Annotated in this window: 2 rRNA genes; both read left to right on the forward strand. The window is 54.8% G+C overall.

From position 1 onward, the window contains the following. The first annotated feature begins 274 nt into the window (after window positions 1-274). A 23S ribosomal RNA gene (locus C7I84_RS29145) occupies window positions 275-3,145 on the forward strand. A gap of 283 nt (window positions 3,146-3,428) precedes the next feature. Next, window positions 3,429-3,543, forward strand: a 5S ribosomal RNA gene (gene rrf, locus C7I84_RS29150). The last annotated feature ends 35 nt before the right edge of the window (window positions 3,544-3,578 follow it).

The following is a 3,578-nucleotide window of genomic DNA, read 5'->3' on the forward strand; positions in this document are numbered from 1 at the left end:
GGTCCATAACCTTCCGTCGGTGGCCGGGCGATGATGGATGCGGTCCGTCGCCGTGGACGCTCAATCCGCGGCACATGATGGGTCTGCCTAACCGCGACCCCCGAACCGATCTCGAGAAGCTGGTCTTTTTGTGCCAATTCCATTGAATCCAGGTTCTGCACAGGATCTGGTTCGAGCGGCAATCCCCTGGGGATTGCGCGGTGGCGACAAACCCTCGGGTTTGCGCTGACGCGACAATCCTTCGGATTGCGCGGTGGGCATTGGCAATGAGAACGATCAAGTGTCTTAAGGGCAATTGGTGGATGCCTTGGCATGCACAGGCGATGAAGGACGTGATACGCTGCGATAAGCGTCGGGGAGGTGCGAATACCCTTTGATCCGACGATTTCCGAATGGGGAAACCCACCTAAGGTACTTGGAAAATCAAAGGCGCCCTGGCGGGCGTGAGTGGTGAATAGTGAATAGTGAATGGTTTCCATTCACCATTCACCGGTTACCATTCACGGCGCCGAAGGCGTCTTCGGTTTCCAAGTATCGATAATAGGTATCTTCACCTGAATACATAGGGTGAAAGAAGCGAACGCGGGGAACTGAAACATCTAAGTACCCGTAGGAAAGGACATCAACAGAGACTCCGGAAGTAGTGGCGAGCGAACCCGGACCAGGCCAGCGGCTTTTGCGAGACAAGCGGAACACTCTGGAAAGTGTGGCATGAATGGGTGACAGCCCCGTACGCGTAATGCGAGCAAAAGTCCTTGAGTAAGGCGGGACACGTGAAATCCTGTCTGAACATGGGGAGACCACTCTCCAAGCCTAAGTACTCGTGCATGACCGATAGCGAACTAGTACCGTGAGGGAAAGGTGAAAAGCACCCCGACAAGGGGAGTGAAAGAGTACCTGAAACCGGTTGCCTACAAACAGATGGAGCCCGCAAGGGTGACATCGTACCTTTTGTATAATGGGTCAGCGACTTAGTGTGACGAGCAAGCTTAAGCCGGTAGGTGTAGGCGCAGCGAAAGCGAGTCTGAACAGGGCGTTCAGTTCGTCGCATTAGACCCGAAACCGAGTGATCTAGCCATGAGCAGGCTGAAGGTAAGGTAACACTTACTGGAGGGCCGAACCCATAACTGTTGCAATAGTTCGGGATGACTTGTGGCTAGGGGTGAAAGGCCAATCAAACTCGGAAATAGCTGGTTCTCCGCGAAATCTATTTAGGTAGAGCGTCGACCGAATACCCTGGGGGGTAGAGCACTGGATGGGCTAGGGGTCCTTACCGGATTACCAAACCTAACCAAACTCCGAATACCCAGGAGTACTAGTCGGCAGACACACGGCGGGTGCTAACGTCCGTCGTGGAAAGGGAAACAACCCTGACCAACAGCTAAGGTCCCCAAGTTATGGCTAAGTGGGAAAGGATGTGAGGATCCCAAAACAACCAGGATGTTGGCTTAGAAGCAGCCATCATTTAAAGAAAGCGTAACAGCTCACTGGTCTAAGTAAGGGTCTTTGCGCCGAAAATGTAACGGGGCTAAAGCCATACACCGAAGCTTTGGGTTGCGCAGCGATGCGCAGCGGTAGCGGAGCGTTCCGTAAGCCGATGAAGCGGTACCCGTGAGGGGCCGTGGAGGTATCGGAAGTGCGAATGCTGACATGAGTAACGTAAGGGGAGTGAGAGACTCCCCCGCCGAAAGACCAAGGGTTCCTGCTTAAAGTTAATCTGAGCAGGGTTAGCCGGACCCTAAGACGAGGCCGAAAGGCGTAGTCGATGGGAATCACGTTAATATTCGTGAGCCTGCAGGTAGTGACGGATCATCAATGTAGTTCGACCTTATCGGATTGGTCGGGCTGCTGCGTGGTTCCAGGAAATAGCTCCTGCTTATAGTCCGTACCCGAAACCGACACTGGTGGTCTGGTAGAGTATACCAAGGCGCTTGAGAGAACTATGCTGAAGGAACTCGGCAAATTGCACGCGTAACTTCGGAAGAAGCGTGACCCCTATGCACGCAAGTGTGTGGGGGTGGCACAGACCAGGGGGTAGCGACTGTTTATCAAAAACACAGGGCTCTGCGAAGTCGCAAGACGACGTATAGGGTCTGACGCCTGCCCGGTGCTGGAAGGTTAAGAGGAGAGGTGCAAGCTTTGAATCGAAGCCCCAGTAAACGGCGGCCGTAACTATAACGGTCCTAAGGTAGCGAAATTCCTTGTCGGGTAAGTTCCGACCTGCACGAATGGCGTAACGACTTCCCCGCTGTCTCCAGCATAGACTCAGTGAAATTGAATTCCCCGTGAAGATGCGGGGTTCCTGCGGTTAGACGGAAAGACCCCGTGCACCTTTACTATAGCTTTACATTGGCATTCGTAGTGGCATGTGTAGGATAGGTGGTAGGCTTTGAAGCCGGGGCGCCAGCCTCGGTGGAGCCACCCTTGAAATACCACCCTTATCTCTATGGATGTCTAACCGCGGCCCGTCATCCGGGTCCGGGACAATGTATGGTGGGTAGTTTGACTGGGGCGGTCGCCTCCTAAAGAGTAACGGAGGCGCGCGATGGTGGGCTCAGAACGGTCGGAAATCGTTCGCTGAGTGCAATGGCATAAGCCTGCCTGACTGCGAGACTGACAAGTCGAGCAGAGACGAAAGTCGGTCATAGTGATCCGGTGGTCCCGCGTGGAAGGGCCATCGCTCAACGGATAAAAGGTACGCCGGGGATAACAGGCTGATGACCCCCAAGAGTCCATATCGACGGGGTTGTTTGGCACCTCGATGTCGACTCATCGCATCCTGGGGCTGGAGCAGGTCCCAAGGGTATGGCTGTTCGCCATTTAAAGCGGTACGTGAGTTGGGTTCAGAACGTCGTGAGACAGTTCGGTCCCTATCTGCCGTGGGTGTAGGAATATTGACAGGATCTGTCCCTAGTACGAGAGGACCGGGATGGACGTATCTCTGGTGGACCTGTTGTGGCGCCAGCCGCATAGCAGGGTAGCTATATACGGACGGGATAACCGCTGAAGGCATCTAAGCGGGAAACCCACCTGAAAACGAGTGTTCCCCGAGAGCCGTGGAAGACGACCACGTTGATAGGCCGGGTGTGGAAGCGCAGCAATGTGTGAAGCTTACCGGTACTAATAGCTCGATCGGCTTGATCGTTCTCATTCTCAATGCCCATCCGACCAAGTCGGATGGTTCGGTCTCCTGTCCTCGCGGCCGTATCGCCTGGCTCACGCCAGGCTGGCCTCCGGACGGGGCGCGCCATAAGGCGCGACGCGCAGTCGCGCTTGCGAAGCTTCGCTTCGGGGTGACTATCACGGACAAAGGCACGGAAAGACAGGCGGACATATCGAGAGGCACCAGATAGGAAACCCCTATTCGCTACTCTCTATTCGCTATTCGCTCAAAACAGCTTCTCGAAACAAAAAATGCTTTTCGCCGACCTGGTGGTCATGGCGGAGCGGCTGCACCCGATCCCATTCCGAACTCGGCCGTGAAACGCTCCAGCGCCAATGGTACTTCGTCTCAAGACGCGGGAGAGTAGGTCGCTGCCAGGTCTGCCAAAAGCATCAATATCTTCTCTTTATGATAG

Origin of the sequence: Kumtagia ephedrae (assembly GCF_003012745.1) — a bacterium.
Taxonomy (GTDB): domain Bacteria; phylum Pseudomonadota; class Alphaproteobacteria; order Rhizobiales; family Rhizobiaceae; genus Kumtagia; species Kumtagia ephedrae.